22 protein-coding genes are annotated in these 26,365 nt (G+C 66.4%); 3 read left to right on the plus strand and 19 right to left on the minus strand.

Annotated elements, in window-relative coordinates; genetic code table 11:
- Nucleotides 1–21 precede the first annotated feature (21 nt).
- Nucleotides 22–927 (plus strand): hypothetical protein, encoded by a 906-nt coding sequence (locus tag ASF43_RS04510; protein ID WP_156373127.1) that lies wholly within the window; start codon nt 22–24, stop codon nt 925–927.
- A gap of 9 nt (nt 928–936) precedes the next feature.
- Here the strand turns inward: ASF43_RS04510 and ASF43_RS04515 are convergent, their stop codons facing one another.
- From ASF43_RS04515 to ASF43_RS04595, 17 genes are read right to left on the minus strand one after another with little or no spacing between them, the layout of a single operon-like run.
- On the minus strand, nt 937–2,268 hold the full coding sequence (locus tag ASF43_RS04515) for a putative O-glycosylation ligase, exosortase A system-associated (protein WP_056177139.1): 1,332 nt from the start codon (nt 2,266–2,268) through the stop codon (nt 937–939).
- The gene (locus ASF43_RS04520) at nt 2,261–2,455 is read right to left on the minus strand and encodes a hypothetical protein (protein ID WP_056177141.1); all 195 of its coding nucleotides are present in this window, start codon (nt 2,453–2,455) and stop codon (nt 2,261–2,263) included. Before ASF43_RS04520 ends, ASF43_RS04515 begins: the two co-directional genes overlap by 8 nt.
- A 3-nt stretch (nt 2,456–2,458) precedes the next feature.
- Nucleotides 2,459–3,679, minus strand: a complete 1,221-nt coding sequence (gene wecC, locus ASF43_RS04525; protein WP_056177142.1) for a UDP-N-acetyl-D-mannosamine dehydrogenase — start codon at nt 3,677–3,679, stop codon at nt 2,459–2,461.
- On the minus strand, nt 3,680–4,819 hold the full coding sequence (gene wecB / locus ASF43_RS04530) for a non-hydrolyzing UDP-N-acetylglucosamine 2-epimerase (RefSeq protein ID WP_156373128.1): 1,140 nt from the start codon (nt 4,817–4,819) through the stop codon (nt 3,680–3,682). It lies immediately after the preceding gene.
- On the minus strand, nt 4,816–6,033 hold the full coding sequence (locus ASF43_RS04535) for a TIGR04063 family PEP-CTERM/XrtA system glycosyltransferase (protein ID WP_056177144.1): 1,218 nt from the start codon (nt 6,031–6,033) through the stop codon (nt 4,816–4,818). Before ASF43_RS04535 ends, wecB begins: the two co-directional genes overlap by 4 nt.
- 10 nt (nt 6,034–6,043) lie before the next feature.
- A complete protein-coding gene (locus tag ASF43_RS04540) occupies nt 6,044–7,186 on the minus strand; it encodes a TIGR03088 family PEP-CTERM/XrtA system glycosyltransferase (protein WP_056178113.1) in 1,143 nt (380 codons plus the stop codon).
- Nucleotides 7,176–8,390, minus strand: coding sequence for a glycosyltransferase family 4 protein (locus ASF43_RS04545; protein WP_082497585.1), 1,215 nt, complete (start codon nt 8,388–8,390; stop codon nt 7,176–7,178). The genes ASF43_RS04540 and ASF43_RS04545 overlap by 11 nt, the downstream gene beginning before the upstream one ends.
- A gap of 50 nt (nt 8,391–8,440) precedes the next feature.
- Nucleotides 8,441–10,357: an XrtA/PEP-CTERM system amidotransferase gene (locus ASF43_RS04550; protein WP_056177146.1), complete on the minus strand. Its 1,917-nt coding sequence runs from the start codon at nt 10,355–10,357 to the stop codon at nt 8,441–8,443.
- Between the two features lie 11 nt (nt 10,358–10,368).
- Nucleotides 10,369–11,916 carry an exosortase A gene (gene xrtA / locus ASF43_RS04555; RefSeq protein WP_056177148.1) on the minus strand — a complete coding sequence of 516 codons (1,548 nt, stop codon included), beginning with the start codon at nt 11,914–11,916 and terminating at the stop codon, nt 10,369–10,371.
- On the minus strand, nt 11,910–13,133 hold the full coding sequence (locus tag ASF43_RS04560; protein WP_200932424.1) for a TIGR03087 family PEP-CTERM/XrtA system glycosyltransferase: 1,224 nt from the start codon (nt 13,131–13,133) through the stop codon (nt 11,910–11,912). The genes xrtA and ASF43_RS04560 overlap by 7 nt, the downstream gene beginning before the upstream one ends.
- A gap of 5 nt (nt 13,134–13,138) precedes the next feature.
- On the minus strand, nt 13,139–14,176 hold the full coding sequence (locus ASF43_RS04565; protein WP_200932425.1) for a FemAB family XrtA/PEP-CTERM system-associated protein: 1,038 nt from the start codon (nt 14,174–14,176) through the stop codon (nt 13,139–13,141).
- A gap of 12 nt (nt 14,177–14,188) precedes the next feature.
- A complete protein-coding gene (locus ASF43_RS04570; RefSeq protein ID WP_056177154.1) occupies nt 14,189–15,055 on the minus strand; it encodes an XrtA system polysaccharide deacetylase in 867 nt (288 codons plus the stop codon).
- Nucleotides 15,052–16,131 (minus strand): XrtA/PEP-CTERM system-associated ATPase, encoded by a 1,080-nt coding sequence (locus tag ASF43_RS04575; protein ID WP_056177156.1) that lies wholly within the window; start codon nt 16,129–16,131, stop codon nt 15,052–15,054. Before ASF43_RS04575 ends, ASF43_RS04570 begins: the two co-directional genes overlap by 4 nt.
- A 3-nt stretch (nt 16,132–16,134) precedes the next feature.
- On the minus strand, nt 16,135–17,751 hold the full coding sequence (locus ASF43_RS04580) for a TIGR03016 family PEP-CTERM system-associated outer membrane protein (protein ID WP_162241756.1): 1,617 nt from the start codon (nt 17,749–17,751) through the stop codon (nt 16,135–16,137).
- Between the two features lie 21 nt (nt 17,752–17,772).
- The gene (locus ASF43_RS04585; RefSeq protein ID WP_056177159.1) at nt 17,773–18,678 is read right to left on the minus strand and encodes an XrtA-associated tyrosine autokinase; all 906 of its coding nucleotides are present in this window, start codon (nt 18,676–18,678) and stop codon (nt 17,773–17,775) included.
- 7 nt (nt 18,679–18,685) lie between these two features.
- The gene (locus ASF43_RS04590; protein WP_056178117.1) at nt 18,686–20,257 is read right to left on the minus strand and encodes an XrtA system polysaccharide chain length determinant; all 1,572 of its coding nucleotides are present in this window, start codon (nt 20,255–20,257) and stop codon (nt 18,686–18,688) included.
- A gap of 3 nt (nt 20,258–20,260) precedes the next feature.
- A complete protein-coding gene (locus ASF43_RS04595; RefSeq protein ID WP_056177161.1) occupies nt 20,261–20,869 on the minus strand; it encodes an XrtA/PEP-CTERM system exopolysaccharide export protein in 609 nt (202 codons plus the stop codon).
- Nucleotides 20,870–21,082: 213 nt separating this feature from the next.
- Here ASF43_RS04595 and ASF43_RS04600 point away from each other — a divergent pair, with 213 nt between their 5' ends.
- Nucleotides 21,083–22,678: an FAD-binding oxidoreductase gene (locus ASF43_RS04600; RefSeq protein ID WP_056177163.1), complete on the plus strand. Its 1,596-nt coding sequence runs from the start codon at nt 21,083–21,085 to the stop codon at nt 22,676–22,678.
- On the opposite strand, the gene ASF43_RS04605 is transcribed toward ASF43_RS04600, so the two are convergent.
- Nucleotides 22,669–23,682, minus strand: coding sequence for an NAD-dependent epimerase (locus ASF43_RS04605; RefSeq protein ID WP_056177164.1), 1,014 nt, complete (start codon nt 23,680–23,682; stop codon nt 22,669–22,671). The genes ASF43_RS04600 and ASF43_RS04605 overlap by 10 nt on opposite strands.
- The gene (locus ASF43_RS04610; protein WP_056177166.1) at nt 23,679–24,449 is read right to left on the minus strand and encodes a PEP-CTERM/exosortase system-associated acyltransferase; all 771 of its coding nucleotides are present in this window, start codon (nt 24,447–24,449) and stop codon (nt 23,679–23,681) included. Before ASF43_RS04610 ends, ASF43_RS04605 begins: the two co-directional genes overlap by 4 nt.
- A gap of 171 nt (nt 24,450–24,620) precedes the next feature.
- On the opposite strand from ASF43_RS04610, the gene pilB reads away from it, so the two are divergent.
- Nucleotides 24,621–26,354 carry a type IV-A pilus assembly ATPase PilB gene (pilB, locus tag ASF43_RS04615; RefSeq protein WP_056177168.1) on the plus strand — a complete coding sequence of 578 codons (1,734 nt, stop codon included), beginning with the start codon at nt 24,621–24,623 and terminating at the stop codon, nt 26,352–26,354.
- The last annotated feature ends 11 nt before the right edge of the window (nt 26,355–26,365 follow it).

The following is a 26,365-nucleotide window of genomic DNA, read 5'->3' on the forward strand; positions in this document are numbered from 1 at the left end:
GTAACGCCCATGCTCCAGCGCTTGTCCACCCGTCTCGTTCGCACACTGTGCCAGCGCCTGTACCTGGGCGGCATCGCCGGCATCGCGCAGACCGCCGCGCTGCAGCCCGGCCACCTGCCCTACAGCCTGCTGTCCATGGTGCAGCACCGCGACGTGCTGCCCTACCTCGTGGCGCTGAAGTCCTTCCATGCGCGCTTGCCCGCGCGGCGCGTGGTCGTGGTCTGCGACCCCTCCATCACGGCCGAGGACCGCGTGCTGCTGGCGCGCCACGTGCCGCACATCGTGCTGCGCGAGGCCGCGGAGTTCGTCGATCCGCACATCCCGCGCGGCGGCACCTGGGAGCGGCTCTACGCGATCAGTGAATACGCGCGCGACGACTACGTGGTGCAGCTGGACGCCGACACGCTGACGCTGGGCGCGCTGCCCGAGGTCCAGGCAGCGATCGTGCAGGCGCGCGGCTTCGTGATCGGCGAGAGCGTCGGGCAGACGCTGGAGACGCTGCCAGAGGTGGCGCAGCGCGCCCGCGCGTGGCTGGCGCCCCCGATCAACTCGGTCCACATCCAGGCCGTCGTGGAGGCCATGGTCGACGAACTCGGCCTGCCGCCGCAGACGCGCTACGTGCGCGGCTGCTCGGGCTTCACGGGCTTTCCGCCCGACGCGGCCATGCGCGCGCGGCTGCTGGCGTTTTCGGCGCAGATGCGCGAGCGCCATGGCCCGCGCTGGGCGGACTGGGGCACGGAGCAGATCACCTCGAACTACCTGGTGGCCAACGCGCAGGGTACGCAGGTCCTGCCGTTCCCGCGCTACGGCACGCCGGACGCCATCACGCCGGACGCCGCCTTCATGCATTTCATCGGCTACCTGCGCTTCGTGAACCGTCGCTACGAGCGCCTGAGCCGGCGCGAGATCGCGCGCCTGCCGCGCTGACCTGCCGCCTCAGCCGGTCGCCAGCTGTGCGGGCGGGCGCGCAAGCGCCGCCCTGCCCTGCTGCACCACGTGCTGCTTGAGCACCTCGAGCAGCACCACGACCACATAGTAGGTCTCGAAGTACGCCAGGCTCACGGCAGCGCCGCCCACGGCGAACGCCACCAAGGCCAGGCGCAGCGCATCGGCCATGTCGCTGGCCCACAGCATGGACGGCCCTTGGGCCCTGGCGGCGCGCTTGGTGAGCGCGGCATTGATGAACGCCGTGCAGCCGATGCCCAGGAAAAGGAACAGCCCGATGAAGCCCTGGTCACCCAGCACCTCGAAGTAGATGCTGTGCGCCGCGATCGGCCCGGGCGAGACCGGGCCGGCCGGCAGGAAGCCGCTCAGCAGGCCCTCGTGCGGCCGCACGCTGCCCCACACGCCCCATGACTGCGGGGCATGGAAGCCGCTGCCGAAGATCGGGCTCTTGAGCGCAACGGCGGTCGCCACGTTCCAGGCTTCGACACGCCCCATGAACGAGCGGTCCTCGCCGGCATTGCCGATGCTCTCGATGCGCTCGAACCACTCGGCCGGGCTCAGCACCAGGATCAGGATGACCGCCACGCCGACCAGCACGCTGGCCTTGATGCGGTGGCGGCTGGTGGCCACCATGGCCGCCCCCACGAGCGCCATCGCCAGGAACGCGCCGCGCGACTCGGAGCCGACCACGGCCAGCGCCGTGAACCCCGTCAGGGCCAGGAAGCCGTAGCGGATGAGCCGCAGTTTGGAGTACTGGTAGAGGTACAGAAGAATCGGCAGCACCATGACGATGGCCACGCCGAAGTGGTTGTTGTCGCCCATCTTGGAGCTTGGAATGCCGAGCACGATGTGGCCGCCGCCGGTGGCCAGGGTCTTCAACCCTTCGATGCCGCCGTGAAAGCCCAGGCCGAGCGCGATCGCCACCAGCATGGCATGCAGCCGCAGCCGCGTGTTCACGAAGAAGAACATCACCAGGCAGTAGGTGAAGGACTTGACCAAGTCAATGTAGATGTCGGTGCTGTTGAATGCGGTGGGCGCGGCCAGCGCGGCACAGATGCCGCCGTGCGCCAGGAACAGCAGCATCAGCACCGAGGTAGCGTTGAGCGAGAACTTGCCCTTGTTCTGGATGCGCCCGGCGAACATCAGCGTCAGCGCGATGACGGCAAAGAACAGGTTGTAGCGCAGCGAGCCCATGAAGCCGTACAGGTAGAACGGCACCGAGATCACGGACGTCCAGCCCCACACCAGGTAGGCGGCAAAGGCATTGGCCAGCGCGATGGGGACGATGAAGACCATCGCCCCCAGCATCATCAGGTCACGCATCGCGCTGCCCCTTGCCGCGTCGGCCCAGGCCCTTTTGCACCTCGTCGGTCTTGGCCTCCAGGTAGGAGAACAGGCCCAGCCCCAGGCCCTGTACACGCTTGGGATCGCGCGGACGATCGGACAGCCGCACGGCCCGGATCAGCACCAGCAGCAGGAAGACGTCGAGCGTGAACAGCGCGGCTTCCATGGCCTAGCGGAAGATGCCGCGCGTATCGATCACGATCTTGTCCTTGATCGTGTCGGGGTCGATGCTGCGGAACTCTTCGTGGTCCACCAGCAGCAGCAGGATGTCGGCGTTCTTCATCACGTGCTTGAGGTCGTGCAGCGGGATGTCGATCTTGTCGGCCGCCACGTTCGGGTCGCAGGCCAGGATCTGGCCCACGTCCTGCGCGATCAGTTCGCGCACGATGTCCAGCGAGGGCGACTCGCGCAGGTCGTCGATGTTGGCCTTGAAGGTCAGGCCCAGGCAGGCGATCACGGGCGACTTGAAGCGCTCGGCCTTGGCCTTGACCTTGTCGATGACCCAGTGCGGCTTGGCGTCGTTGACCTCGCGGGCCGTGCGGATCAGGCGCGACTGCGTGGGCGCGCTGGAGACGATGAACCAGGGGTCGACCGCGATGCAGTGGCCGCCCACGCCGGGGCCGGGCTGCAGGATGTTCACGCGTGGGTGGCGGTTGGCCAGCGCGATGGTGTCCCACACGTTCACGCCCAAGTGGTCGCAGACCAGCGAGAGCTCGTTGGCAAATGCGATGTTCACGTCGCGGAACGAGTTCTCCACCAGCTTGGCCAATTCGGCCGTGCGGCTGTCGGTCTCCAGGATCGCACCGTTGCAGAAGGTCTTGTACAGCTCGCGCGCCTTGGCCACGGCCGCCTTGGTGCTGCCGCCGATGATGCGGTCGTTGTCGACGAGTTCGCGCAGGATGTGGCCCGGCAGCACGCGCTCGGGGCAGTGCGCGGTGTGCACCTTGCCGGCCAGCTCGGGACGGGCCTCGACAATGGTCTTCTCGATGAACTCGGTCGTGCCGACCGGCGAGGTCGACTCCAGGATCACGAGGTTGCCTTCGCGCAGGAAGGGCGTGATCGCGCGGGTCGCCGACTCCACGTATGACAGGTCGGGCGCCTTGGGGTTGCCGTCGACTTCCTTGAAGGGCGTGGGCACGGCGATGATGAAGGTGTCGCCCTCCTCGGGCACGAGCGAGGCCTTCAGGTTGCCGCTGTTCACGGCCGAGCGCACCAGCACGTCCAGGTCGGGCTCGATGATGTGGATGCGGCCGGAGTTGATGGTGTCGACCGCGGCCTTGTTCACGTCCACGCCAAGCACGGTGTGGCCCTTGGTGGCCAGCATGGAGGCGGTGGGCAGGCCGATGTAGCCCAGGCCCATGACAATGATCTTTTGCAGTGTGTGTGCCATTTAGCGGCTCTCTTTCCAGGACTGAACGGCTTGCAGGATGCGCCCCACGGCCAAGCCATCGCCATAGGGGTTGTGCGCCTTGGTCATGCGGGCATAGGCCGCCTGGTCCTGCAGCAGATGGGAGGTGGCGTCGACGATGGCGCGGCGCGAGGTGCCCACCAGCTGCACCGTGCCGGCGGCCACGGCCTCGGGGCGCTCGGTGATATCGCGCATGACGAGCACCGGCTTGCCCAGCGAGGGGGCTTCTTCCTGCACGCCCCCCGAGTCCGTGATGATCAGGTGCGCGCGGTCCATCAGGTACACGAAGGGCAGGTAATCGACCGGCTCGATCAGGTGCACGTTGGACAGGCCGCGCGCGGCCAGGATCTCCTGCACGGGACGGCGCACGTTGGGGTTCAGGTGCACGGGGTACAGGATCTCGACGTCCGGCGTGGCGGCGGCGATGTCGGCCAGCGCGTTGCAGATGTTCTCGAAGCCTTCGCCGAAGTTCTCGCGCCGGTGGCCCGTCACCAGGATCAGGCGCTTGGCCGGGTCCAGGAACCCGAAGCGCTGCTGCATCTCGGCCGCCAGCGCGGGCGAGTTCTTGAGCTTGTGCACCACGGCCAGCAACGCGTCCACCACGGTGTTGCCCGTCACGAAGACGCAGGCCGGGTCCACGCCCTCCCTGAGCAGGTTGGCGCGCGAGGTGTCGGTCGGCGCGAAATGCAGGTCGGTGATGGCGCCGGTCACGCGGCGGTTGATCTCCTCGGGGAACGGCGCGTACTTGTTGCCCGTGCGCAGGCCGGCCTCGACATGGCCGACCGCGGCGCGCGCGTAGTAGGCGGCCAGGCTGGTCGCCAGCGTGGTACTGGTGTCGCCATGCACGAGCACGAGGTCGGGGCGCTCGGCAGCCATGACGCCCTTGAGGCCCGCCAGCACGCTGCAGGTCACGTCGGTCAGGTCCTGGTTGGGCTTCATGACGTTCAGGTCATGCTCGGGCACGATCTCGAACAGGCGCAGCACCTGGTCCAGCATCTCGCGGTGCTGGGCGGTGACGCAGACCACGGTCTCGAAGCGGTCGGACGCGTCCTGGAAACCCTTGACCACGGGCGCCATCTTGATGGCCTCGGGGCGGGTGCCGAAAACGATCAGGACTTTCATCGGCTGGTGCTTTCGATGAGCCGCGTGAACGGCTGCTGGTAATTGGCCACGCTCTGGCGCCAGTTGCGCACCTCTTCGACGAACTGCCGGCCATTGGCCTTCAGCGCCGGCCAGCGCTCACGCTCGCGCAGCAGCGCCAGTGTGGCCTGGGCCAGGTCGGCCGTGTCGTCGGCCTTGAACAGCACGCCGGTGCGGCCGTGCTCGACCAGTTCCTTGTGGCCGCCTACATCCGAGGCGACGAACAGACGGCCCTGGGCCATGGCTTCCAGCGGCTTGAGTGGCGTCACGAGCTCGGTCAGCCGCATCGAGTGCCGCGGGTAGACCAGCACGTCGATCAGGTCGTAGTAGCGGTTCACGTCCTTGTGCGGCACGCGGCCCGTGAAGACGATGCGGTCGGCCACGCCCAGGCGCTGCGCCTGGGCCTTGAGGTTGTCGTCCTGCGGCCCGCCGCCGACGAGCAGCAGGCGCAGCGCCGGCTCCTGCGCCAGCATGGCCGGCAGCGCATCGACCAGCAGGTCCAGGCCTTCGTACGCATAGAACGAGCCGATGAAACCGACCACCGGCGTGCCGGGCGCCAGGCCCAGGCGTTGCTGCAGGGCCGGGTCGGGCGCGGCCGACAGGCCGAAGGACTGCACGTCCACGGCGTTGGGCACGACGCTGACCTTGGCCGCCGGGATGCCGCGCGCCACGATGTCGGCACGCAGCCCCTCACAGATCGTGAACACGTGGGCGGCCTGGCGCACGGCATGGGTCTCCAGCGCGCGCGTGAGGCGGTAGCGCAAGCTGCCCTCGCGCGTCGTGCCATGGTCGACGGAAGCGTCTTCCCAGAAGGCACGGATCTCGTAGGTGACCGGGATGCCCAGGCGGCGGCCCACCTTCAGCGCCGGCAGCACATTGAGCACCGGAGAGTGGGCGTGGATCAGGTCGGGCTTGACCTCGCGGGCCACCTCCTCGATGCGTTGCTCCAGCTGCCGCATCAGCGCGATCTCGCGCGCGACAGGGAATTTGTCCCAGAGCGATGGCTTGGGCGGCGTGCGGTGGAAGAAAAAGCCTTCGGCCTCCTCGACCGCATGCACATCCCCCTCGTGCTTGGGCGAGGTCAGGTGGAAGGTTTCCCATCCGAGCGCGCGCTGCTCGCGCAGCAACGCGGCGGTGCGGAAGGTGTAGCCGCTGTGCAGCGGCAGGGAATGGTCGAGGACGTGCAGGATGCGCATGGGGGGCGTTTCAGAGGGGGGCACCGGTGAACAGGGCGTCGTAGCGCGCCACCATGGCCGACAGCGCGAAACGCTGGGCCGACTGCTGCGCGGCCTGCCCATGGCGCCGGGCCAGCGGCGCATCGTTCAGGTAGCGGCCCAGCGCACGCGCCATGGCCGCATCGTCCTCGGACGGCACGAGCTGGCCGGTGACGTCGTGCGCAACCAGGTCCGGCGTGCCGCCCACCGCCGTGGCCACGATGGGCAGGCCGCAGGCCATGGCTTCCTGCAGTGTGCAGGAAGTGCCCTCGGTCAGCGAAGGCAGCACGAAGCAGTCCAGCATGCGCAGCAGCGCGGGCACGTCGCTGCGCGCGCCGGGCAACCAGGCCAGCGCGGCCATGCCGGCCTCCGCCAGGATGCGTTCGACCTCGGCGCGCAGCGGGCCTTCGCCGACGATGACCAGCCGGGCGCGCTCGGCCGCCTCGGGCTGCGCGCGCAGCAGCGCGACGAAGGCGCGGGCCAGGGCCGGCTGGTTCTTGACGGTCTGCAGGCGGCCGACCGTGCCGACCAGCCAGTGGCGCCGCGGCGTGAACGGGCAGCCCGCCACCGTGGGCGGCACGCCGGCCGCTGGGGCGAAGGCCTCGGTGTCCACGCCGTTGGCGATCAGCGAGCGGCGCGCCGGTGGCACGGCAATCGCCTGCGCCAGGTAGTTGTCCAGATCCTGCGACACGCTGACGTAGTGCGATACGAAGGGCTTGTACAGCTTGCGCAGGCGCCGGTAGCGCGGATTGCGGCCGTGCGGGTCGTGCGCGTCCCACCCATGCTCGGCGTGCACGCGCCGCGGCACGCGCGCCAGCCAGGCCAGCGGCGTCACCTCCAGCGCCGCGAGGTTGCAGGAATGCAGCACATCGGGCCGCAGCCGGCGCAGCAGCGCGTGGATGCGGCGGTACAGCGGAACCGCATGGCCGTCGGGCTTGTCCAGCGCGATGAACTCCACGTCGTCGCGGTCGATGCGCGCACGGAATTCGTCGATGGTGGTCAGCGAGACCACGGTGTGGCGGTAGCGTGCCGCGGGCAGCCGGTTGATCAGTTGCACGATGACGTTCTCCAGCCCACCGATCGAAAAACGGTAGACGAAGTGCACGACGTGGATGGTGCGCGCCTCAGGCTTCACGGTGCGCCACACGTTGGTCGGCCAGGATGCGCTGAAACAGCCGCAGCTGGCCCTGGGTGGTGGATTCCCACGAGAAGGTTTCCGCATGGCGGCGTGTCGCGGCGCGCTCGGGCAGGTTGGCGAACAGGCGCTGCCAGGCTTCGGCCAGGCCGGCACCGGTGCGCTCGCGCATCAGCACGCCGGCGGCGGGCTGGCTGACCACCTCGGGCGTCCCCCAGATATCCGTGGCGATCACCGGTGTGCCGCAGGCCATGGCCTCCAGCAGCACGTTGGCCCAGCCTTCGCGGCTGGAGCACAGGGCCAGCGCATCGGCCGCGCTGTACCACCACTTGAGTTCCGTCTGCGGCACGACGCCGGCGAACTGCACACGCTCACGCACGCCCAGCGCGCTGGCCTGGCGCTCCAGTGCCGCGCGGTCTGGGCCCTCGCCCGCCAGGACCAGGCGCACGTCGACAGGCATCTGGGCCAGGGCCTCGATCGCCAGGTACTGGCCCTTGCGCTCGATCAGGTGGCCCACGCACAGCAGCATGCGCCCTTCGATCGGCAAGCCCAGGCGCACGCGGGCCTGGTCGCGCGCCTCGGGCACGAAGCGCTGCAGGTCCACGCCGTTGCGCAGCGTGTGGGTCTTGCCCGGGTCGCCACCCAGTTCGCGCAGGCGGTCCATCAGCGCCTGGCACACGCCGATGGACGCGCTGGCGGCCCGCTCGGCCGCCATGATGAGCTTGCGCGGCAGCGTGTACTCGGGGATCAGGTTCAGGTCGGTACCGCGTGCGGTCACGACGAAGGGCTTGCGCAACCAGCGTGCCAAAAGGCTGGCGGCCACGCCGTCGGGGTAGTAGTAGTGCGCGTCGATCAGGTCGAACTCGAAGCCTTCGCGCTGCAGCCGGCGCACCGTGCGCCAGGCGCCCAGCGCCATCGTGAACGGCGTGATGCTCATGCCGAAGCCGGGAAACACCAGGAAGCGCGGGTGGTGCACTTCCACGCCGTTCCACTGCTCCTGGCGCGGCGTGGCGGCGAAGCGCGCGTACTCACCGAAACGCTCGCCGCGCAGCGGAAACCAGGGCACGGGCGCCACGACCTTGGCCTGCACCTCGCCCGTCTTGAGCAGCTCGCGCAGCCGCGTCTCGACGAAGATGCCGTGGATCGGCCGGGCCCCGCTCGGGTACAGGCTGGAGAACAGCAGGATGCGCAGCGGCTCGGCCATAGGCTGGGCATTATCCGCAGCGACGGGGTGCCGATCCCGCGCGGGCGCCATCATGCGGACGCCTGCACGGCAGGCTGTTCGACCTGGCGCAGGAAGGCTTCGAACATGAGCAGTGTCCACAGCGGCGCCGAGAAGTCGCGCTGGCCGCTCTGGTGCTGCTGGACCATGCTGCGCAGCACGCCGGGATCGAAATAGCCCGAATCGGCCATGCGCGCGCCGAGCACGGCGTCGCGCGTGCGCTGCGCCAGCGGCCCGCGCAGCCAGCTGGCCAGCGGCACCGAAAAACCCATCTTCGGGCGGTACAGCACGTCGGAGGGCAGGCGCGGCTCGAAGGCCTTCTTGAGGAGGTACTTGCCCTCCTGGCCCTGAATCTTCAGGCTGGTGGGCAGCGTGGCCAGCCATTCGACGAGCTGGTGGTCCATCAGCGGCTCGCGCACTTCGAGCGAATGCGCCATGGCGGCGCGGTCGACCTTGGTGTTGATGTCGCCGACCAGCCAGGTCTTGTAGTCCAGGTACTGCACCAGCGCCAGCGGGTCGTCCGTGCCGGCGCGGCCCGCATGCGCGCGGAACACGTCGAGGGCGCTGTAGCCGCCCAGCTGCTTCTTGAAGCCGTCCGCATACAGGCGCTCGCGCTCGTCGGCGCGCAGGACCGACACGCTGTGCAGGTAGGCCTGGGCCGAGTCGAAGGCCAGTGCCTGGAAGGTGGTCTTGGCGCGGAACACACGCGGCGCCCAGTCGGCCTTGGGATAGAGCTGACCCAGCGCGCCGAACAGCGGGCGGCGCAGTCCCAGCGGCAGCGCGCGGCGTGCCCTTTCTTCGGCCAGGTGCAGGCGGTAGCGCCGGTAGCCGCCAAAGCTCTCGTCGCCGCCGTCGCCCGACAGCGCCACCGTGACATGTTTGCGCGCCATCTGGCAGACGCGGTAGGTCGGCACGGCCGAACTGTCGGCAAAGGGTTCGTCGTAGAGCCAGGCCAGGGTGTCGATCAGGTCGAAGTCGTCGCTCTTGACGATCTCCAGCCGGTGGTCGGTCTTGTAGCGGTCGGCCACCATCTGCGCGAACGCGGACTCGTTGAAACGCGGGTCGTCGAAGCCGATCGCGCAGGTCTTGACCGTGTTGCCGGACACCTGGGCCATGGCGGCAACGACGGCGCTGGAATCGACACCACCGGACAGGAAGGCGCCCAGCGGCACATCGGCGATCAGGCGCAGGCGCACGGACTCGTCGATGCGTTCGAGCAGTTCGGCCTGCGCGTCGCGCAACGCGATGGGATTGTCGAGCGTGAAGCGCACATCCCAGTAGGGCTGGGGCTCGGGCAACCGCTCCATGCCACGGCGCAGCGTGAGCTTGTGGCCGGCCGGCAGCTTGTGGGCCCCGTGGTAGATGCAGCGCGGATCGGCCACGTAGCCGAGCGCGAAGTACTCCTCGACCGCCAGCGGGTCGATGCGCCGCGCGAAGGCCGGGTGCGCCGTGATGACCTTGAGCTCGGAGCCGAAGATGAAGCTGCCGTCGGGCAGCAGTGCGTAATGCATGGGCTTGACGCCCATGCGGTCGCGCGCGAGGAACAGCACCTGCTGCTTGCGGTCCCAGATGGTGAACGCGAACATGCCGCGCAGGCGGTCCACGCAGTCCTCGCCCCAGGCCTCCCAGGCGTGCACGATGACCTCGGTGTCGCTGCGCGTCTTGAACTGGTAGCCCATGGCCTTGAGTTCGACCGTCAGTTCTCGGTAGTTGTAGATCTCGCCGTTGAACACGATGGCCACCGTGCCGTCGCCGTTGAACTGCGGCTGCAGGCCCGTGGCCAGGTCGATGACCGACAGGCGCCGGTGCCCCAGCGCCAGGCCGGGCTCCAGGTGCAGGTCGGCCTCGTCCGGGCCGCGGTGGGCCTGGATGTCGTTGATGGCCGACATGAGCGCGCGCGAGAAATCGCGCTGCCCGCGCAGGTCGAAGAGGCCGGAAATTCCGCACATGGTGGCGATCCTCAGCGCTGGCGCGTCTGTTGCAGGCTGGCCTGGATCAACGCGCCATTGGCCTGGACGAACGACTCCAGGGTCTGGCGCGCGCTGCCCGTGCCATCGGTCGGCGTGTAGATGACGACGACGGCCGAGTCATCGCCCCGCCCGCTCAGGCGCGACACTGCGCCATGGATCTTGGCCATCGCGTCGCTGGCGATGAGTCGGTCGTTGACCCAGTAGACCTGCCAGGCCAGCAGCCGTGCCGCCTTGACGTCGCCGACCAGCGAGGCGCGCAGTTCCGCGGTGCGTACGGGCACCGGCGTTCCGGCCCAGGGTGCGGTCCCACCCGCGGCAGAGACTTCCGACCAGTCCTTGTTGGTGGTCGGCACGAGCTGGTTGATCGAGCTCACGAGCTTGCGGTCGTTGCCCTGGCCACGGTAGTAGCCGATGTAGACCCCCACCTGCCGGCCGTCCTTGGCGGCGCCCTGGACCAGTTCGGCCGAAGGGTTGTGGAAGGCCGGCTTCCAGTCCGGCGAGGGCACGGCGCCGCTCTGCCAGCCGTCCTGCAGGCCCTGCAAGGCCAGCTGCGGCGCGGCATGGTTCTGCGCGCGCTCCAGCGCCCAGATGACGCCATGGGGCAGCACGAGGACGGCGCACAGCGCCGCCAGCACGGCCGGGCGCGCACGCCATGCGGTGCCGGGCGGCGCCAGGCTGGGCCGGGCCTCCAGGTCGGGCGAGGGCTCGGACCATTTCGCACCGATGGCGAACATGATCAGGATGACGATGCCGAAGAACAGCCAGCCGTAGACCAGATGGTCCACGCCGGTCGCCAGCGTGTTGCCCGAGTAATGGCCCAGCATCACGATGATGTAGGCGCGCAGCCAGTTCGCGACCAGCGGCACGAGGATGGACACCAGCACGAACAGTGCGCGCCGGCGCGGCGACTGGTAGTTCAGGTACGCGAACAGCGAGCCCACGGTCACCGAGGCGATCAGGTACCGGATGCCGCTGCAGGCCTCCACCACCGACCAGTGGCCCGAAGGAATGACAAACTGCTGCCCTTCGCGGTAGACCGGGATGCCGGACAGGCGCAGCGCCACGACGGTGAAGTCGGCCGTCCATTCCATCAGCATCGGCATCATGAAGTCACCGATGGGCACGGCGAAGAACATGAAGCTCAGCGGGAACAGCAGGGCCCAGGCGACCTGCCAGCCCAGCACAGCCGGCACCGCCAGCACCAGCAGCATGGTGAACGCGAGCTGGGTCGCGGCATTGACGGCCACCAGGTCGCCCGCCAGCCACAGCGCCACGGCGCCCAGCATCAGCAGCACGGCGACCAGGCTGGGCCGGGGCACCAGGTCGGCGACGCGGTGCCGCTGGCGCCACACCAGCCACAGCACGATGGGCACGACCAGGAAGCCGTGCGCATAGGTGTCCGAGCGCTCCCAGATCGACACCATGCCGACGACGGTGTCGCGGTACAGCACCAGCAGCAAGCCCACGACCAGCACGAAGGCGGCCAGGGGACCGCGCCAGTGCTGCGGCATCGAAGGGGAGGAAGCGCGGGTCAGCATGCGGGTACGGGCTGCGGTGTCGCGGCCGCAAAGGCGTTGAGGTGGCGGTCGATCCCGGACAGATGGGCCTCCCAGCTGAAGCTGCGCAGCACCTTGTCGCGCGCGGCGCGGCCGGCTGCGGCCGCGCGCTGCGGCGCCTGGAGCAGGGCGTCGACCTGGGCCACGAAGTCCGCGGCATCGGCAGCGGGAAACATCTCGATGCCGTCGCGCGCGCCGATGGCCTGCGCGCACTCGGCCGTGGCCACGACGGCCTTGCCCATGGCCATGGCTTCCAGGATCTTGTTCTGGATACCGCGCGCGATGCGCAGCGGTGCGACAACCAGTGCCGCGTGTTGCAGGTACGGGCGCACGTCGGGCACCGTGCCGGTCACCGAGACGGCATCCGAGGCCAGGGCCTGCACCGCTGGCGCGGGGTTGCGGCCCACGATCACGAAGCGCAGTCGTGGCCAGCGCTGGCGCAGCGGGGGCAGCACCTCGGCGCAGAACCAGACGACGGCGTCCACGTTGGGCCAGTAATCCATGGCGCCCGTGAACACCAGCGGCTGCTCCCCTTGCGCATAGGGCGACACGCGCGCCGGGTCTGCGGCGAAATAGGCGGCGTCCACGCCGTTGCCCAGGGACTCCACCCGCGCTGCGCTCTCGACGGCGCGCTGCTGGAACAACAGGGCTTCCTGCGGGGTGACGAAAAACGAATGCTGGGCACGCGCCGCGACGCTGCGCTCGAAAGCCAGCAGACGGGCGCCTTCGCGCCGGTACAGCCAGGACAACGGCCAGGGCCGGGATGCGGCGTACTGCGACCACTTGGCCGAGTCCAGGTCCACGAAGTCGACCAGCATCGGCAGGTGGCGCGGCGCGTACTGGGCCATGGCCGACGAGAACACGACGCTGGCATCCATGGGCTGTGCGGCGAGGGTGTCGCGCACCCAGCGCTCAAGGCCCGCATCACGGTAGTAGGCCAGCGTCAGCGCCTCGTGCCGCAGCAGTGCGCCCAGGCTGCGCAGCTTGGCCGTGCGCGGCTGCAGGCGCGCGACGTGCAGATCGGGGCAGATGGCGCGCAGCGCCGGCAGGTGCGCCTCGTCTTGCGGATCGTCGATAAAGGTTCCGAGGAACACGCGGTGCTCGCGCTGCAGGTGCCGCAGCAGGTGGTACGACCGCACCTTGTCGCCCTTGTTGGGCGGGTAGGGCAGCCGATGCACGAGATAAAGCAGGTTGGCCATGGCGCTCAGCCCAGGCTGCGCACGATGTGCGGGCCGACCATATTGACCAGGGCGCGCGGCAGGCGGCGCCAGGTGCGGATCACGAACTGGTACTTGGCGTTCGACGGATTGTTCTGCGGGATCGCTTCACGCTTGTACAGGCGGTACTCGTAGTGCAGAGGCTGCGGCTCGAAGCCCCAGTTCCTCTTGAACGCGAACGAGCCCGTGCCCTGCTTGCTGCGCCCGTAGTCGAACACGCGGATGCCGCGCGCGGCGGCGCGCCGCATGAGCTCCCAGTACTTGAAGTCGTTGGCCGCCAGGTCGCGCGCGGCTTCGTCGTCGCCGGCGTAATACGGCAGCACCTCGTCGCGGAAGTAAAAGCTCAGCACGCCACTGAGCGGGCGCCCTTCGGCCGTGGTCACGACCAGCACCTCGCAGTCGGCGCCAAAGGTCTTCTGCAAGGCCTGGAAGTAGCGCCTGGAGAACGCGGGCGTGCCGTGCCGGTGCACGTTGTCGGAGTACAGCGCGAAGAAGCGGTCGACATCGGCGTCGATGACGCTCACGAGGCCGTTCTTGATGCCCTTGCGCACCATCGCGCGCTGCTTGCGCGGGATGGCCAACATGTTGGCTTCGTCCTCGGGGCCGATGGCCTTGCGGAACGTCACGTAAAGGTCCTGCAGCGGCCAGTCCTCGTGGCGGCGCTGCACGTTGCGCATCTCCAGGTGGTCCACGCCCAGCTGCTCGGCGAGTTTCTGTGCCTCGCGCTCCAGCGCTTCAGCGGCCTGCGGGCTGCTCGCTGCCACGCCGCCATAAACGGCAAACGGCAGGCTCACCAGCGCGTTGCCGAACAGACGGCTGTTCACATGGCCCAAGGGCAGCACGCCGACAATGTGGCCTTCGGACTCCGCGTACAGGAAATGGCTGTCGTGGCGGAACACCGTGCGCAGGATGTCCTGCCAGCCCGCGCGGTGGAAGAAGGTGGCCTGCGGGCAGGCCAGGACGAATGCATCCCATCGCCTGGCCCCATCGTCGTCCTGGGGCAAGAGACGCTTGACTGTCAGCATCATCGTTCGTGGTCAGGCCGCCTTGGCAAGCGCTGGGGGCAGGAAGATCTGGTCCATGCGGCCCCATTGGAAATCGCCGAGCAAACGGTTTAGGCGCGCTTCCATGCGCCCGATGTTCACGTAGTGGCGAAAGCGCGTCTTGGCGCCAATGCCCTCGACCCGCGGCTGTTCGACATCGATCTCCCAGGGATGGAAGTAGAAGATGGCGGCTTCCCGGTCGCCCGCGTTCACGCGGCCCAGCATCCAGCGCGACAGCCCGTAGGGCAACAAGCGGAAGTAGCCGCCGCCGCTGGACGGCAGATTGCGGTTCATCACGCGCAGGGTCGTGACCGGGATTTCCAGCAGGCCGTCGCGCACTTCGTAGGCAAAGCGCGGGGAGTCCGGCATGCCGTAGTGGTCATGGCGGATCGGGTAGATGCTGGAGCTGTAGCGGTAGCCCGCGCGCTGCAGGCAGTCGAAGGCCCAGAGGTTGCCGGTGCCGATCGAAAAACTGGGCGCGCGGTAGCCCTGCACCGCCACGCCCGACAGGTCTTCGAGGATCTGCTTGGCCTGGCGGATGTCGGTGAGGAACACGTCCTCGCTCTGGTCGCTGGCGCGCTGGTGTCCGTAGCCATGACTGGCCAGCTCGTGGCCCTCTGCGACGATGCGGCGCACGACCTGCGGATAGCGCTCGGCGATCCAGCCCAGTGTGAAGAACGTAGCCTTGGCGCCGTGGCCGGCCAGCATGTCCAGGATGCGGTTGACGTTGCGTTCGACGCGGCATTCCCGCGCATCCCAGTCGCTGCGCTCGATGTAGGGCGCGAAGGCCGAGACCTGGAAATAGTCCTCCACATCGATGGTCAGCGCATTCGTGATCGGAGACTGTGCCTTGCCATTCATGATGATTTTTCCTCTGCCGCTCGCTTGGCAGTGCCCACGAGCTTCTTCAGCATGGCCAGCAACTCCAGATTGATCCGCTCCAGGCGCAACAGGCTGCGCTCCAGCCGCTGCAGGCGGTCGCCGTGCTGCTCCTGGTCCAGGCTGGAGATCTGCGCATCGACACTGTCCAGCACAGCGGGGTCGAAGCGCAAATGGCTTGCGTCGCCCTCGAGCACGGGGCCGAGATCCTGGATATTGCTGCGCACGTAGCCCACGCCCGACGAACCCGATTCCTCGCGGATCTCCTGCGTCACCGACTGCACATCCTCGGCGGTCAAGGTCTCCTTCTCACTCAGGAAGCCCAGCAGCAGCAGGCGGTCGCAGATCGCATTGATGCGCCGCGGTATACCGCCACTACCTTCGAAGATGCCGATGAACGCTTCGGCCTCGAACTGCGGCCGGCCAGTGCCGCCGGCACACTTGAGTCGGTGCTCGATGTAGCCACGCGTCTCGTCCTGGTCCAGAGGACCGATGTGGCACGCTGCAATGACGCGCTGGCGCAACTGCTGCATTTGCGGGTGCTGCAGGATGTTGCGGAATTCGGGCTGGCCGACCAGGAAGCTCTGCAGCAAGGCCTGGTTGCCGAACTGGAAGTTCGACAGCATGCGCAGCTCTTCCACCGCGGGCGGCGTCAGGTTCTGCGCCTCGTCGACGATCAGCAGGCAGCGCTTGCCCTGCACCGTCTGGCCGACCAGGAAGGCCTCCAGCGCCATGAGCACGTCGGCCTTGGAGCTGTCCTTGGTGCGCACGCCGAATGCGGCGGCGACCATGCGCAAGGTGTCGTCAGCCTCCAGCTGCGTGCTGACGACGTTGCCAGCGACGACCTTGGTTGCGTCCAGGCTGTCGAGCAGGCCGCGCACAATGGTGGTTTTGCCGGCACCGATCTCGCCCGTGATGACGATGAAGCCCTCATTGCGCAGCACGCCGTAGTCCAGGTACGCCTTGGCGCGCCTGTGCTGTTTGCTGGCGAAGTAGAAGCTGGGGTCGGGGTTGAGTTGGAACGGCTTGCTGCTCAACCCATAGTACTGTTCATACATGGGTCAGAACTGCAGGCTGATCCCGCCACGCACCGCAGTTTCGCTGTACGAGGACAAGGTGTTGTTCGACTGGGCCCGACGCAGGGCCATCGTCGCAGTGGTGTGCTTGCCCAGCCGGGTCGACAGGCTCACGTTCAGGGCTCTCAGGGTACTGCTCTGCAAGGCCAGTTGACCGGAGGCACGCGATTGCGTACCCAAGACAGTCAGGGTCGACTCGGGCGTCAGCCGGTGCGAGTAGGTGATGGTGAATCCATGTTGGCGAACGAAGTTGGAGTCGGCCAGGTCGCCCGAGTTCTGCAGCAGCCGGCTGTTCTCCGACTGCGAGAGCAGGAAGGTCAAGGTGTCGCGGCGGCCGAGCAAGGTAAAGGAAAGGTCTTGCCGCCGCGCCAGCGAGACGGCAGACGTCAGGAATCCAAGGTTGACGTTGGTGTTGCCATTCAGGCCATTGGCCAGCAGGAAGGACTGCACCAGCTGCGCCCTGCGGATCGGATCGGGCTCCACCGACGCGAATTGGAAGAACAGCAAGTCGTACAGAGGTCCCAGGCTGGTCGTGCCGAGCTGGTTCGGCGTGACGCTGGCATCGCGTGAATTGGAATAGCGCCACGCCGTGCGCGGCGTGCGGTGCTCGAAGTCCACCGAATAGGCGCGGCCGAAGAAGCGCTTCTCGAGCAGGGCCGACAGGCTCGTCCGATCCGATGCGGCCCAGTTGACCCGGCCACCGATGGTGGCCCGGCTGTCTTTCTCCGCGGTCGCGTAGTTGTTCGACTCCCAGCCTGGAATCACCGACACCGCCAGCTGTGGCGTGATCGGATGCGTCAAAAACATCCGCGCGCGGTCTGATTCGAACGAGAGCCCGTTGCTGTAATCGAGCTCCTGGTGGCTGAGGTCCACTGACCAACTGAAAACGCGCTGCTGGCTGTTGCCGTTCAGGACCAGCGACATGTCGTTGCTGTCGTAATCCAGCGCCAGCTGGGATTTGGTTCGTGTCGAGAGTCGGCTATACCGGGCCTGGTAGCTCGCGAAATCGCCCAACTGGCCGCGCACGTAGGGAGACAGCCGGTAGGTTGCCACTTCGGTCCGGTTGGCGTTGAAGGCCGCGTCGTTGTCGGACCGCTGGCCAAAGGCGGACACGGTTTGCTGCGAAATATTGCCGCTGAAATCGACGAACGCGAAGTTCTCAACCAGCTCGTAGGAACCCGTGGCGTCCAGCGTGTTCTGGTTGCGATCAAGCGACCGGTCCCGCGCATGGCTCAGACGACTCAGGGAATAGTCGACACTGGCCTTCAAGCGATCACCGTCGGCCAGAAAACGGAGGCCAGGCCGCGTCGTCATGACGAAGTCGGACTCTTTGCTGTCGCCGGTCTGCAGACGGATGTTGTCCGTCCACATCCAATCGAGCGACAGGGAGGGCGTGATCGAGAAGAAGCGCTTCTGGGCCACTGCGGCAGCCGGCTCGCCATCGCCGCGCGCAGCTGGCAGTTCGGGCGCCGCCGAGGAGATTGCGTCCTGGTTCAGCTGTGCATGCGCCAGGCCGGTTGCGCCCAGCGCACTGGCCACGCAGAACACACGGAACGGTCGCGACAACGGGATGTTTCGGGCAGCGCGGATTCTCATGGACATACCGGGCATCGGCGCTGCGTCCTATTGGCCATAGCCATAGCCATAGCCCTGGCCATATCCATAGCCGTAACCCCCGACCGCGTTGGCCTTTGCCTGATTCAGCACCAACATCTTCAGGGGGCAGGACTCGATGGTCGACAGCGCATGCTCGACGTCGCTCTGCAGCGTCTTCTCGGCATGGACGACGATCACGATCTGCCCCATGTGCGATGCCAGCACGCGGGACTCCGTCGTCAGCAGCAGCGGTGGGGAATCAAAGATCACGATCCGGTCCGAATAGCGCTTGGCGATGTCCTGGATCAGCAAGGTCATCGCATCGCTCGCCAGCAACTCGGTCGCACGCGTATGCGGGGTTCCGCTGGGCAGCAACGTGAGCTTGTCGATGTTGGTCTTCAGGAGCACCTGCGACAGTTCGACCTTGTCGTCCACCAGCAGGTCCAGCAGACCGCGGCTGGCCGGCAGCCCCAGCATGCGCAGGATCGACGGGCGCGCCACGTCGGCGTCGACGAGCATCACGGTGTTGTCGAGTTCGGTCGCAATGCTCATGGCCAGGTTCAATGCCGTGAAGCTCTTGCCTTCACCAGCCACCGCACTGGTCACCATGATCAGGTTGCCGTTGGCAACCGGTGCCGAGCCCTTGCCCATGGCATTGGCGATCAAGGGCCGCTTGATGACGCGGTATTGGTCGGCGATGTGCGACCGCGGCGCATTGGGGCTCACCAGCCCGGCCGACACCATCGCATCCAGATCCAGGTCCACCTGGCGGGACACGACATGCGGCCGCGGCGGCTCTGCCGGCACGGCGGCCACCGGCGCCTTCGGCGTGGCGGGCGGAACGTCGACGGCGGGGGGCGCGTCCGGGATGGCGAATCCGGCCTGGCGTAATTGCTCCAGACGGCGGGAAGCCTGCTCGATAAGACTGCTCATACGACACTCACCCCATTCGGCCCGTCATCACGATCATGAGACTGATCCCTACCGCGAAGCACATGACCAGACTTCCGGATGCCAGCGCGAACTTCAGCAAGTTGGAGCGCTCCTTCTTCTTCACGGCGTCGCTGACGACCAAGGTCACGACACCCAGCAACGGCAGGCCGACGACGCTGCGCAAGGTGCGGGCGTCATGGAACACCGGTCGCAACTGGCTCAGGGCCACAGCGACGCCGATCCCGGCCACGATCGCGCCGAACATGGCACCAATCAGCAGCAGCGAGCGGTTGGGCGCCACCGGCTGTTGCGACACGCGCGGCGGGTCGATCAGGCGGAAATCCGCGACTCCCGCGACGGAGTCCAGGCTGCCCGTCAAAGACGCCGACTCGCGCCGCGCCACCAGATCCTCGTAGTTCTTCTTGTTGATGGCGTAGTCGCGGTTGAGCTGAGCAAATTCTGCCTCGACCTGCGGCGCGGTCTTGACCATCTCGCGGCCACGCTCGTACCGGCTCGCATATTCGTTGACGCGTGCGGTGAGCGAAGCCACCTGCACCTCTGCAGCCGCCAGCAATTTGCCCAGCTCCTGCATGACAGGGCTGCTATTGGTGATATGCGTGGGATTCGCAACCGCCGATTTACGCAGCTCTTCCACTTCCTTGCGCTTCTGCTCTTCCAGTTCCTTCACCAGCCTGCGCCCGGAAATTACGTCCGGATGTTGGTCGGTGAACCGCTGCAGTAAAGCGTCGAGGTTTTTGCGCTGCGCATCGAGCCGCGCGTCGATTTCCGGCGTGGGAAACAACTTGGACGCATCGCCTGCGGCTTTGGACGATGCACTTGTAATCAAAGCCCGCTCTGCATCCAATTGACGCTTGGCGGCATCGCGCGCACGCTCGGCCTCCAGCAATTCAAGCCGAGCCTGGTTGTATTGGCTACCCAGCTCGCCGATCCGGCCTGCGACATCAGGCCCTGCAGCGCTCTGCATTTCGATATTGCGCAGCCTGAATTCCTTCAACCGCGTTTCAGCCTCCTCCAGACGCGTTTCGTAGGTCTTGATCTGGTCGGCAATGAATTTTTGTGCTGCCTCGGTGTCCTTGCGCGAGTCACCCAGACTCGATTCCACGAAAATCGAGACCAGCGATTGCACCACGCGTTGTGCTTTTTGCGGCACCGGGTCACGGTAGGTAATCGTGTAGAGATTATCTCGGCCCGCACTTTGAATCTGCAACGTCGACATCATGGAGTCGATCAGCGCTTCACGCGCCGAGGGAGACTGGGATGCCAGATCCAGGTCCGCCATACGAATCAATTTCTCGACATTCGGGCGGCTGATCAGCGTGCGGCTCAGCATAGTGACCTGCTGGCTCACATTCGGCTGCACCGCAAGGCCCGACATCAAAGGCTTCAGGATGGACTGCGTGTCGACGAAGACGCGCGCGCTCGCCTCGTATTTGTCAGGGATTCTGAGAATGGCCGCGGAGCCGATGATGGCGACCACCCAGGCGGCCAGCAACCCCCACCACCGATGTTTCCACGCTCCTTTTGCAAACGCGGAAATCTGAGCAATCAGTTCGTCCATCAATCAAAACCAGCTCTGCGGAATGATCAGAATGTCGCCCGGCTTCATTTCAACGTTCTGCGAAATATCGCCGCGCTTGACCAGGTCACGCAAACGCACGGAATATTGCTTGCCGCCCTCACCCGTGCGCAGAATGGAAGCGCCATTGCCGTCGGCAAAATCGGTCAACCCGCCCACTGCGATCATCACGTCGAGCAAGGTCATCTTCTGCTTGTACGACAGGAATTGCGGACGGGCTGCTTCGCCCACGACCCGGATCTGCTCGCTGTAAGGGCCAACGAAACTCGTCACGATCACCGTCACGACGGGATCACGTACCAGTTTGCCGAGCACACCTTCAATTTCGCGCGCCACCTGGATCGAATTCTTGCCCTGCGCCACCATTTCATCGACCAGCGGCGTGGAGATCTTGCCGTCCGGGCGAACCGGTATCGACATGGAAAGCTCAGGATTGCGCCATACGATGATATTGAGAGTATCGCCTGCACCGATGATGTAGCTGTAATCGCTGGAAGCTGCCAATTCAGGTGCCGCGGGATACTTGTTGGATGCACAACCCGCCACGAGGGCCGCCACCACCAAGAATCCCAGCTTGCTGACCAAGCTACGCATCGTAATATGATGATTTTTCAAGACAAATCCCCTACATTAACCAATGGTGGGCCATCGTGCGGGGCACTATAGCGCACTTCCCAGGCACCTCTGCCATGAACCCCGCTTGCGTGCAAGCACGGAAATCCGCACTGGACAAGGTCCGCGGCCATCCGTTCCCGCGCTTCGAATTCTCCACATAACGGGCGATCATTCGCGCTATAAATGCACACAATGAACCTCGATGCTGCGCTCGTTGCATGGACACAACTGCTGGGCCATGAGCATGTGTTGGACCCGGAGCAATCGCACCAGATGTATGGCGCCGACACGGCCGGGAACGAGCGACGCATCAGCGCCACGCTGCAAATCGCGGACCGCGGCGAGATCCCCGAAGTGTTGCGCATCGCCCATGCGCATCGCGTCCCAGTCTATCCCATCAGTACCGGCCACAACTGGGGTTATGGCACGGCGCTGCCCGCGCGCGACGGTTGCGTCATCGTCGATCTGGGCCGCCTGCAGGGCATCCTGCATTTCGATGCCGAGTTCGGGGTTGTGACGGTGGAACCGGGTGTCACCCAGGGCATGCTCGCGAAGTTCCTGGAGGCCGGCAATCACCCATTCCTGGTGCCGGTGACCGGGGCTGGCCCCAGCTGCAGCCTGCTGGCCAACGCGCTGGAGCGCGGCTACGGAGTCACGCCGATCACCGATCATTTTTCGGCCGTGACGGACATCGAAGCCGTTCTGCCCGACGGCTCGCTGTACCACACGGCGCTGCGCGAGGCCGGCGGGGAAGACCTGGCACGCCTGTTCAAATGGGGCGTCGGCCCCTATTCGGTCGGCTTGTTCACGCAAAGCGGCTTTGGCATCGTGACAAAGATGAGCATCGTGCTGGCCCGCCGCCCCGAATGCGTGAAAGTCTGTCTGTTCAGCCTGAAGAACGATGCCTTGTTGGAAACCGCCATGGCGCGCCTGCGCCAGATCCTCGGCAAGCTGCCCGGCACCGTAGGCGCCATCAACCTCATGAACCAGCACCGTGTGCTGTCCATGTCGGCGCCCTATCCCAAGGAACGCCTCGGTGGCGACGGCCTCATCCCGCAGGCGGTCATTGAGGAACTGGGCCGCCAGTACCAGATCCTGCCGTGGACCGGCTTCGGCACGTTGTACGGCACGAATCGGGTCGTGGCCGCGGCGCAAAAGGAGATCCGCAGCGCCCTGTCCGGTGTCGCGAGTCGGTTGATCTTTCTGACGCCAGGCAGCGCGCAGAACCTCGCCTCCCTCGCGGGCAGATTGCCGGGCAGCCTGGGCAGGCGGCTGGGCAGCACGGCCGAGACCCTGGCGCTGTCACTGCAACTGGTCGCAGGCCGGCCGAATGAAACAGCGCTGCCGCTGGCCTACTGGCGCAACCCGAACCCACCGAAGAACAGCGCGCGCGACCCGGCACGCGACGGTTGCGGGCTGATCTGGTATGCGCCCCTGGTGCCGATGCGCGCCGAGGCCGTGCGCGGCTACGTGAACATGGTCAAGGAAGTCACGCGGCGCCACGGCATCGAGCCTCTGATCACCTTCACCACCCTGAGCGACAAGCTCGTCGACAGCACGGTGCCCATCGTGTTCGAGCGCGACGACGCGGGCAAGGTGGCCGCAGCCACGGCCTGCTACCACGACCTCGTCAAGACCGGGCGGCCGCTGGGGTACTTCCCGTACCGCGTCGGCATTGCTGGCATGGCGACTCTGGTGGGGCTGCAGGACAAGGCCACGACGTTCCACGCCAGGCTGCGCGAAAGCCTGGACCCGCACGACATCCTGGCGCCGGGGCGCTACCGCTGAGGCAGGTAGTAGCCCTTGTACCAGTCGACAAATTTTTTGATGCCTTGCGCGATCGGAGTGGCTGGCAGAAAGCCCACCCACGCGTTCAGGGCGTCCGTGTCGGCATACGTGGCGAGCACGTCACCATCTTGCAACGGCAGCAGGCGCTTTTCAGCCGTTCGGCCGAGTGCCTGCTCGATGCACGCGATGAACTCCAGCAGCGGCACCGGGTTGCGGTTGCCGATGTTGAATACACGGTAGGGCACGTTGCTGGTTGCGGAATCCGGCGCGCCGGCGTCGTAGGCCGGGTCGGCCGAGGCAGCGCGGTCCAGCACGCGCACGACACCCTCGACCACGTCGTCCACGTAGGTGAAGTCGCGCAGCATGTTGCCGTGGTTGTAGACGTCGATCGGCCGCCCTTCCAGGATGGCCCGCGTGAACAGGAACAAGGCCATGTCCGGCCGACCCCAGGGGCCGTAGACCGTAAAGAAGCGCAGGCCGGTCGTTGGCAAGCCGTAGAGATGGCTGTAGGTATGGGCCATCAACTCGTTGGCCTTCTTGGTCGCGGCGTAGAGGCTGACCGGATGGTCCACCGGGTCCGCTTCCGAGAACGGCATCTTCGTGTTGCCGCCATAGACGCTGGAGCTCGATGCATAAACCAGGTGCTGCACGCCCTGGTGGCGACAACCCTCCAGCATGTTGACGAAACCGACGAGGTTGCTGTCGACGTAGGCGTGCGGGTTCTTCAACGAGTAGCGCACGCCAGCCTGCGCGGCCAGGTGCACGACACGGTCGAACTTCTCCTGCGCGAACAGCGCCGCGATGCCGTCGCGGTCTGCCACGTCCATAAGCACAAAACGGAATGCCGCATGCGGACGCAGCAGCGCGAGCCGGCTCTCCTTGAGGCTCACGTCGTAATAGTCGTTGAGGTTGTCTAGCCCGACCACCTCGTCGCCGCGCGCGAGCAAGCGCAGCGCAACGCTCATGCCGATGAAACCGGCTGCACCGGTGACCAGAACTTTCATGCGGCGCCGCTGCCGGGTTCGGCCTGCCCATAACCGTTCGCCATCTGCTCCTCGATGGCCTTCCAGAGCGGGCGGATCATGAGACGCAAGCCGGCCTCCACCGTCGCCGCGTGAATCACCGACGGCACACGCGTGCCGCGGTGTTCGATGGGCGCACCGATCGGCACGATCTTCACGCCCAGTTTGGCGAAATGCTCGGCCAGCCGCGGCTCGGTCAAAGTGAATATGTAGTCGATGCCCCGGCGCTGTGCCATCAGCACCGCCGCCATGTACAGGCCGACGGGGATGTACGGAAACCGTGGCTGCTGCGCGTCGCCGAAGTCACGCACGTCGATGGCGACCTCGCGCTGCTCCTCGCCACGACGGCGACGGAAGTCCGACAGCACCGCCAGCCTGGACACCTCGGCCACACGGTCGCGCGGCAACTTGGACGGATCGATCACGTCGCGGAACAGCGAATCGCGGCAGCTCTTCTCAAACGGCATCAACGCATCGGGCGACTGCGGGTCGGGAAACACCAGCCGCGCACAGCCAACCAGGCGCTGCGGCGACTCCGCGGTCTTGAGCAGGCAGTGCTCGGCCGTCTGGTCGTAGGCGTCGGTCTCGCGCTGGTCGGGCCGGACCGGCTCGAAGCCCAGTTCACGGGCGTAGACATCGTGCCGGATGAAGTAGACGTCGTTCTTCTCGGCTTGCGTCAACGCAGGCGCGACCGAGAAGAAGCGCTTGAACCCCTCGGCAAGGTTCGGTCTGGAACTTGAGGTGGACATAGGTCTCTCTGAAAGGATGGCGTGGCGCCCAACCGCGTTCGGCACCCCCACTTGTATTGTCGGCCTCAACGCGCGCGTTTTGAGGCAAGTCGACAACGGCGTTCGTTTACAGCACCGTTCGAATAGTGCGATGATCATTCGCCCAGGGGCCACCTGATACATTTTGGAGATATGGCTGCAGTCGATTCGGTTCAGAAGACCCCTCCCACGATGGCCCTGCCCGGGCTGGGCAGGGCTCTGATCGCCGCAGGCAAGCTGGGCCAGAAGGCCGCCGAAGACATCTACCGCAAAGCCCAGAGCAGCCGCACCAGCTTCATCGCCGAGCTGACCGGCTCCGGCGCGGTGTCACCGTTCGACCTGGCCCACATCATGTCGTCCGCGTTCGCGGCGCCCGTGCTCGACCTCGACGCCATCGATGTGCAGCGCCTGCCCAAGGACCTGCTGGACACCAAGATCTGCCTGGCATACCGCGTCGTGGTGCTCAGCAAGCGCGGCAACCGGCTCGCGGTCGCGACGGCCGATCCTTCCGACCAGGAGGCCGCCGAGAAGATCAAGTTCTCGACCCAGATGGGCGTGGACTGGGTGATTGCCGAGTACGACAAGCTGTCCCGTGTCGTGGAGGCTGGCGCCACGAGCGCGACCGCTGCGATGAACGAGCTCATCAGCAGCGAGTTCGAGTTCGACGACAACGCGATCGCCGTGGCCAACGAGACGGCCGAGGCCAACCTGGCCGAAGTCGAAGACGCACCCGTTGTCAAGTTTCTGCACAAGATGCTGCTCGATGCATTTGGCATGCGGGCCTCCGACCTGCATTTCGAACCGTACGAGCACAATTACCGTGTCCGCTTTCGCATTGACGGCGAACTGCGCGAGATCTCCGCGCCGCCCGTGGCGATCAAGGACAAGCTGGCTTCGCGCATCAAGGTGATCTCGCGGCTGGACATCTCGGAAAAGCGCGTGCCGCAGGACGGCCGCATGAAGCTCAAGATCGGGCCTGACCGGGTGATCGACTTTCGCGTCAGCACGCTGCCCACACTGTTTGGTGAAAAGATCGTGATCCGGATCCTGGACCCGAGCAGCGCCAAGCTTGGCATCGATGCGTTGGGCTACGAGCCGGAGGAAAAGGAGCGCCTGCTCAAGGCCATCGGCCGCCCTTACGGCATGATCCTGGTCACCGGGCCTACGGGCTCGGGCAAGACGGTGTCGCTCTACACCTGCCTGAATCTGCTGAACAAGCCTGGCGTGAACATCGCCACGGCCGAAGACCCGTCGGAAATCAACCTGCCCGGTGTGAACCAGGTCAATGTCAACGAGAAGGCGGGCCTGACTTTCGCGGTCGCGCTCAAGTCCTTCCTGCGCCAGGACCCGGACATCATCATGGTCGGCGAAATCCGCGACCTGGAAACAGCCGACATCTCGATCAAGGCGGCGCAAACGGGCCACCTGGTGCTGTCCACGCTGCACACCAACGATGCTCCGACGACGCTCACGCGCATGCGCAACATGGGCATCGCGCCGTTCAACATCGCGTCCAGCGTGATCCTGATCACGGCCCAGCGCCTGGCGCGCCGGCTGTGCCCGAACTGCAAGACGCCGGTCGAAATCCCGCGGGAGACACTGCTCGAATCGGGCTTCGAGCCGCACGAACTCGACGGCAGCTGGACGGCCTACCGGCCCGTGGGCTGCAACATGTGCAACAACGGCTACAAGGGCCGGGTCGGCATCTACCAAGTCATGCCGATCAGCGAGGAGATCCAGCGCATCATCCTGGCAGACGGCAGCGCACTGGACATCGACAAGCAGGCCAAGCGCGAAGGCGTACGTTCCTTGCGGCAGGCCGGGCTGCACAAGGTCAAGCTGGGCATGACGTCGCTGGAAGAAGTGCTGGCCGTATCCAACGAATAAGGCGTTCCGAG

Source organism: Pseudorhodoferax sp. Leaf267, assembly GCF_001422405.1.
Classification (GTDB): Bacteria; Pseudomonadota; Gammaproteobacteria; order Burkholderiales; family Burkholderiaceae_C; genus Pseudorhodoferax.

Excerpts from the sequence above, each read along its gene's own strand:
- ASF43_RS04595 (WP_056177161.1), bottom strand. The coding sequence starts at position 20,869 with ATGCGTAGCTTGGTCAGCAAGCTGGGATTCTTGGTGGTGGCGGCCCTC.
- pilB (WP_056177168.1), top strand. The coding sequence starts at position 24,621 with ATGGCTGCAGTCGATTCGGTTCAGAAGACCCCTCCCACGATGGCCCTG.
- wecB (WP_156373128.1), bottom strand. The coding sequence starts at position 4,819 with ATGAAAGTCCTGATCGTTTTCGGCACCCGCCCCGAGGCCATCAAGATG.
- ASF43_RS04610 (WP_056177166.1), bottom strand. The coding sequence starts at position 24,449 with ATGTCCACCTCAAGTTCCAGACCGAACCTTGCCGAGGGGTTCAAGCGC.
- ASF43_RS04600 (WP_056177163.1), top strand. The coding sequence starts at position 21,083 with ATGAACCTCGATGCTGCGCTCGTTGCATGGACACAACTGCTGGGCCAT.
- ASF43_RS04580 (WP_162241756.1), bottom strand. The coding sequence starts at position 17,751 with ATGTCCATGAGAATCCGCGCTGCCCGAAACATCCCGTTGTCGCGACCG.
- wecC (WP_056177142.1), bottom strand. The coding sequence starts at position 3,679 with ATGGCACACACACTGCAAAAGATCATTGTCATGGGCCTGGGCTACATC.
- xrtA (WP_056177148.1), bottom strand. The coding sequence starts at position 11,916 with ATGCTGACCCGCGCTTCCTCCCCTTCGATGCCGCAGCACTGGCGCGGT.
- ASF43_RS04550 (WP_056177146.1), bottom strand. The coding sequence starts at position 10,357 with ATGTGCGGAATTTCCGGCCTCTTCGACCTGCGCGGGCAGCGCGATTTC.
- ASF43_RS04520 (WP_056177141.1), bottom strand. The coding sequence starts at position 2,455 with ATGGAAGCCGCGCTGTTCACGCTCGACGTCTTCCTGCTGCTGGTGCTG.
- ASF43_RS04575 (WP_056177156.1), bottom strand. The coding sequence starts at position 16,131 with ATGTATGAACAGTACTATGGGTTGAGCAGCAAGCCGTTCCAACTCAAC.
- ASF43_RS04565 (WP_200932425.1), bottom strand. The coding sequence starts at position 14,176 with ATGCTGACAGTCAAGCGTCTCTTGCCCCAGGACGACGATGGGGCCAGG.
- ASF43_RS04590 (WP_056178117.1), bottom strand. The coding sequence starts at position 20,257 with ATGGACGAACTGATTGCTCAGATTTCCGCGTTTGCAAAAGGAGCGTGG.
- ASF43_RS04585 (WP_056177159.1), bottom strand. The coding sequence starts at position 18,678 with ATGAGCAGTCTTATCGAGCAGGCTTCCCGCCGTCTGGAGCAATTACGC.
- ASF43_RS04545 (WP_082497585.1), bottom strand. The coding sequence starts at position 8,390 with ATGGCCGAGCCGCTGCGCATCCTGCTGTTCTCCAGCCTGTACCCGAGC.
- ASF43_RS04515 (WP_056177139.1), bottom strand. The coding sequence starts at position 2,268 with ATGCGTGACCTGATGATGCTGGGGGCGATGGTCTTCATCGTCCCCATC.
- ASF43_RS04535 (WP_056177144.1), bottom strand. The coding sequence starts at position 6,033 with ATGCGCATCCTGCACGTCCTCGACCATTCCCTGCCGCTGCACAGCGGC.
- ASF43_RS04605 (WP_056177164.1), bottom strand. The coding sequence starts at position 23,682 with ATGAAAGTTCTGGTCACCGGTGCAGCCGGTTTCATCGGCATGAGCGTT.
- ASF43_RS04570 (WP_056177154.1), bottom strand. The coding sequence starts at position 15,055 with ATGAATGGCAAGGCACAGTCTCCGATCACGAATGCGCTGACCATCGAT.
- ASF43_RS04560 (WP_200932424.1), bottom strand. The coding sequence starts at position 13,133 with ATGGCCAACCTGCTTTATCTCGTGCATCGGCTGCCCTACCCGCCCAAC.